Here is a 5,219-nt window from a genome sequence, read left to right as displayed (position 1 = left end):
GGTGCTTCCGGGGCGGCTCCGTGGCGATGCCGCCGGGAAGGGTCAGCGAGACGAGCGGGCCCCGCGCGCCGTACAGCGGCTGCTCCCGCAGGGCGTCCGTCACGAGCGTGCTGACGCGGGTGGCCTCCCAGCCGCGGGCACGCTTCCGCGCGGCCTGCCTGGCGGGGACGGTGGGCTCGGCCGGGCGGCCCTGCGCGATGTGCAGCACCGCCCGGGGCGCCGGGGCCTTGACCTTCTTCAACACCGTGGTCGGCCGGCGGGCCGCGGTCTCGGTGCTGCCCTCCTCGATGTCCCGCGCCCAGCGCGCCACCAGGACGTCGATCTCGACGATCCGGCGCGCGGAGGGGCAGCGGGTGTCCCGCTGGCCGGCCGCCAACTCGGCGCCGGACAGGTCGGTGGAGTAGTGGTCGCGGATGGTGCGCGTCTTGTCGCCCATGATGCGCTGCCAGGTCTGACAGTCGGGGCAGACCACGGTGTTCGCCTCGTCCGGGCGGATGTTGAACAGGTTGGGGAGCAGGGTCGAGAGCTTCAGCGGGGGGAGCGAGCTGCGGCGCTTGGTACGGGTGCGAGCGGGCATCGGGGCCTCCAGAACGGAAGACGGGGGAAGGGCTCGGGGAGCGGAGGTGCTGCTCTCTCCGCCCGCCAGGCCCGCGGCCCGATCGGCCGGCGGTCCTGGCGGACAGACAGCGCAGCAGCGCTGTGGGGTGGTGCCCGATATGTAGGCGTCCGACGTGGGGGAGCTAGGGCTCGACCCCTGTCACCGAGGTGACTTTTCGCCACCGCCCGAAGGCGGGTGACACCGCTGTCGCGGACCGTAACTGGTCCGGTGCAATCGAAGATAGGGATCCATCTCTCATGTGTCAAGATGGTTCTGTCACGTCGTGACGGGCGTCAAGATAGTGACGTCCATCGCTTGACGCGATAGCCTGTTGCCAAGCAGTCGCTTGATAGGAGACGACCTTGAACGCCAGCACCATCGCGGCCGAGATCCGGGAAGGGATTTCGGCCGGGCGCTACCGCCACGGGACGCGCCTCCCTGCCGTGCGCAAGCTGGCGGAAGAGCGCAGCGTAAGTCAGCAGACCGTTGCTGCGGCCTACGCTCAGCTGGCGGCTCTAGGCATGGTCCGGACTGAGCCCGGTAGCGGCACTGTTGTCACCGCAGGCCCGACCACCGAAGCCCACCTTGGGACGTTCGGCCCCCCCGACCTGAGCATGCCGATTTGGAAGCCGACATCCGGCGGTGAGGCCAGCGAGGCCACTACCCTGGTCCGCCAATTGCCCGCGCCGCCACATATGGCTGTGTGGGGGATCGCTGACACCGATGTCGTGGAGCGCACACGGGTCCGCTCGGTAGACGGCGTTCCGGTCCAGCACAAGTTGACCATCGTGCCCTACGAGCTGGCGTCTCGTCAGCCTGAGGGTCACGAAGGGGTCCCTCCCCTGCTGGCTCCGGTCGGCGCCACTCGCATGTCTCCCCCGGCCGGAGTCCGTTTCGCCGACTGGCTCGGCTGGAACGTGCTGCGCACCGACACCACCATCTCTGCCGAACCTATGGATCAGGCCGCAGCTGTAGCGCTCGGCATGGCAGAGGGCATCCCTGCCTTCCGGATCCTGAGCATTGCTCGCGATCCACAGGAGTCCACGGTCTTTGTGACGGTCAGCACCACACCCCTGCATCATCTGCTGACGCTGAGCATGGCCGGCTGACCTCTGCGGCAGCGGCTTCAAGTTCTCGTCTCTCATGGGATACATCACAGCGTCTGGCGACCTGACGAAGAATCACGGCTGCGTCATCAGCTCCATCAACGGGGCCGTACACACGTATTCACATCTGCATACACATGGGTTTTGCCTGGTCAGCCCTAGGCTGCCGGGCATGGTGACAGTGGAGGGTGGGGGCATGGCCAAGGGACGTACGGGGTGGCGGCCTGACCTGCTGCGTGCGCAGCGGGAGGCACACGGGCTGACGTTGGAGAGGGCGGGGGAGAAGTTGCGCCAGGTCGCCGAGGAGGCGAAGCTCAAGGGCATTCCGGCCGCGAATCCCCAGACGCTGTGGCAGCACGAGCAGGGCGAGGTCTACCCCGGTCCGCACTACCGTCGGGCGTACTGCCTGCTGTACCGGGCGACGGATCCTGAGCTCGGATTCCGCGCGGCGCTGCCGGGCGAGGAGACGAAGTTCCGCCTGACGCCAGCTAGCGACGATCACAACGGGGCGCACGTGCTCGCTGTCGAGCGGGCGATCCACCGGATCGCCCCTGGCAACGACGAGGCCGACCACATGGGCGTGCAGCAGCGGATCCTGGACGCCTGGAAGCGCAGGCACACCGGCGGCGATCCGCACCGGCCGGTCATTGTCCTCGTCGGCGGCTACGCGGGGTCCGGGAAGACCGAGTTCGCCAAGTTCCTGACCCAGCTGACCGGCTGGCCGCTGCTGGACAAGGACCCGCTGACCCGGCCGTTGGTGGAGCGGCTGTTGGTTTCGCTGGGAGGCGACCCGCACGACCGGCACACCGATCTGTACCGCGAACAGGTACGCGACCTCGAGTACGAGTGCCTGATGCAGGCAGCCTGGGCCAACATTAACTGCCGGATCAGCACCGTGCTCACCGCACCCTTCATCGCCGAGATGACCAACGCGGACTGGATGCAGCGGCTCACGAACAAGTGCACCTCGCTCGGTGTCGACGTCGCACCGATCTGGGTCCAGTGCGACCCGGAGTCGATGCGCGAGTACATCGGCTTCCGCTCCGCGGCCCGGGACGCCTGGAAGCTGGGGCGCTGGGACGATTACCTGCAGACGATCGACGTCGACCTGCGGCCGGCCGTGCCGCACCTGGTCGTCGACAACCGGCTCGGCGCCGCGATCTCCCTCGCCGACCAGGCCCGCCAGGCGATCCGGGAGGTGTACGCGTGAACGAGGCACCCGCCGTACGCGGCGTGATCCTCTACGGGCCGCCCGCCGCGGGCAAGGACACCGTCACGTCGGCGCTGATGGAGCTCGACCAGCGCTTCCAGCAGTTCAAGCGACTGAAGGTCGGCACGGGCAGGACCACCGGCTACCGGATGGGCACCGCAGAGCAGTTGGCCGCGCTGGAGGCGGCGGGCGACATCGTGTACGCGAACTCGCGGTACGACAGCACGTACGTGACGGACCGGCCTGGCCTCGACGAGGCGTTCGCGGGCGGCGTGCCGGTGATGCACCTGGGCCAGGTCCACGGCGTGCGAGCGGTCCTCGACGGCTACCCCGCACGCTGGTTGACCGTCCTGCTCTGGTGCCCGCGGGAGACGACCGAGGCCCGGTCAGCCGACCGGGGCGACGTCGACACGCCGGCGCGACTGGCCGCCTGGGACGCCACCCGCGCCGACCTCGACGCCAACCGCAGCTTCCCATTCGACCTGACCATCCGCACGGACGAGGTCGATCCCGAGGCCGCTGCCGCACAGATCCGTCACGCACTCACCGAGCCCAGCGAGCTGGTACTGGTTGACTTCGACGACACGCTGATCGACCGACTCGCCGCGGTGACGGCCTGGGTGTCCGGGTACTGCACGGGGCACGGTCTGGGCGCGGAGGTCGAGCAGCGGATGCTCGAGGCAATGCGGGTCCGGGCGGACCTGGACGTGATCGAGGGGTTGTGCGCCGAGCTCGGCCTCCCGGAGCCGGCCGACGAGCTCTGGTCGCGGTACGAGCCGGAGCTCGCCGCCTCGGTGACACCGTTCCCCGGCGTGATCGAGGCCCTGACCACCGTACGGGCGGTCGGCCACCAGGTCGTCGTCGTCACCAACGGTGGCGGGCAGATCCAGCGAGCCAAACTCGCGGCCTCTGGCATCGCCGATGTGGTCGACGCCGTGTGCATCTCCGGCGAGACCGGCATCCGGAAGCCAGCGCGCGGAGCCTTCGAGGCCGCAGCCGCCAGCATCGGCCGGGACCTCTCGCAGGGCGGGTGGATGATCGGCGACAACGCCGACCTCGACATCGCCGGCGGCCAGGCCGCCGGGCTGCGCACCATCTGGATCTCGCACGGGCGGGAGTGGCCGGGCGGCGCCGAGCCAGACTTTGTCGCCCGGACCGCTGCAGAGGCCTTCGCCCACGTCGTGCGAGGTACGCGGTGACGGCGGCTCGGCCCGTCCTCGCGGTACTGCATCCGGGCAGCATGGGCGCTGCCGTCGCAGCCTGCGCGGCGTCGACCGGGAGCCAGGTGCTGTGGTGCCCGACCGGGCGCAGCGCCGCGACCGTGCAACGGGCTGCGCAGGCTGGGCTGGAGCCGGTGCGCGAGCTGGGCGAGTTGTTCGAACGGGCCGAGGTTGTGCTGAGCCTGTGCCCGCCGGCGGCTGCCGAGGACGTCGCCCGCGATGTCGCCGGGCGTGGGTTCGCCGGGGTATACGTCGAGGGCAATGCGATCAGTCCGGAGCGGTCGCAGCGGATCGCCGACCTGGTGGGTCGCAGCGCTCGGGCGGTCCTGGACGGCTCGGTGATCGGTTCCCCGCCGGCTGGAGGCAAGAGCACGAAGCTCTTCCTCTCGGGTCCATCCGACGCTGCCAAGCTGGTGTCGGCGGTGTTCGCCGGTACCGCGGTGTCGACGCCGGTGCTGGGCGAGGAGGTTGGTCAGGCCAGCGCCCTCAAGGCGGCGTACACGACGTATCAGAAGGCAAGCCGGGTGCTCGCCGCCCTGTCCTATGGCCTGGCGCAGCACCACGGCGTTGGCCAGGCCCTGCTGGACGTCGCCGGAACACGGCAGGGCAGCTATCTGGTCGAGACCGACTACATCGCCAAGGCCGCAACACGGGCATGGAGGTGGGCACCTGAACTGGAGGAGGCCGCCGACACGCTGATCGCGTCGGGCCTGCCGGACGAGGTGATGCGCGCGGTTGCCAGCACGCTGCGGCGTTGGACAGATGCGAAGGACAACAGCGCGCTCTCGGTGGAAGACGCCCTGGAGATGCTGCGGGAGTCCAGCTGATGAGGTATTCGCCGGTCCGCCCAATCGTCAGGGCGTCAGATCGACACGGTGAACTCACGGCTACGCTCGGCGTTATCCACAGGGGTAGGCTTTGCCATGCAGTGATCAAAAAGCTTTGCCGTCCGAGCCTTGGACAAGCTCGGACGGCATCAGAGTGGATCGGCGCCCCTGGCCGGGGGCCCGTCCCGGTCGACCACGAGAAGGGTGGTGACGCAGTGAAGGGTACCCGTACCAAGCTCCAGGCACACACGCGGCACC

Annotated in this window: 4 protein-coding genes and 1 pseudogene; 4 read left to right on the top strand and 1 reads right to left on the bottom strand. The window is 69.4% G+C overall.

What is annotated here, in order from left to right; all coding sequences use genetic code 11:
* Window positions 1-577 (bottom strand): annotated as a pseudogene (locus ACIQOV_RS26400) (hypothetical protein); the annotation flags it as partial.
* A 383-nt stretch (window positions 578-960) separates the two neighbouring features.
* On the opposite strand from ACIQOV_RS26400, the gene ACIQOV_RS26395 reads away from it, so the two are divergent.
* The 4 genes from ACIQOV_RS26395 to ACIQOV_RS26380 all read left to right on the top strand — a co-directional run bounded on the left by ACIQOV_RS26395 (window position 961) and on the right by ACIQOV_RS26380 (window position 4,961).
* Window positions 961-1,707 (top strand): GntR family transcriptional regulator, encoded by a 747-nt coding sequence (locus ACIQOV_RS26395; protein ID WP_401052502.1) that lies wholly within the window; start codon window positions 961-963, stop codon window positions 1,705-1,707.
* 193 nt (window positions 1,708-1,900) lie between these two features.
* Entirely contained in the window at window positions 1,901-2,914 is a 1,014-nt protein-coding gene (locus ACIQOV_RS26390) for an AAA family ATPase (protein ID WP_401052503.1), read from the top strand.
* Window positions 2,911-4,113, top strand: a complete 1,203-nt coding sequence (locus tag ACIQOV_RS26385) for an HAD family hydrolase (RefSeq protein ID WP_401052500.1) — start codon at window positions 2,911-2,913, stop codon at window positions 4,111-4,113. Before ACIQOV_RS26390 ends, ACIQOV_RS26385 begins: the two co-directional genes overlap by 4 nt.
* Window positions 4,114-4,154: 41 nt before the next feature.
* Window positions 4,155-4,961 carry a DUF1932 domain-containing protein gene (locus ACIQOV_RS26380; RefSeq protein WP_401052499.1) on the top strand — a complete coding sequence of 269 codons (807 nt, stop codon included), beginning with the start codon at window positions 4,155-4,157 and terminating at the stop codon, window positions 4,959-4,961.
* Window positions 4,962-5,219 lie beyond the last annotated feature (258 nt).

The organism is Kitasatospora sp. NPDC091257 (genome assembly GCF_044757675.1).
Classification (GTDB): Bacteria; Actinomycetota; Actinomycetes; order Streptomycetales; family Streptomycetaceae; genus Kitasatospora; species Kitasatospora lactacystinica.
Note: the sequence above shows the minus strand (reverse complement) of the source record. Positions and strands in the feature narration are given on the sequence as shown.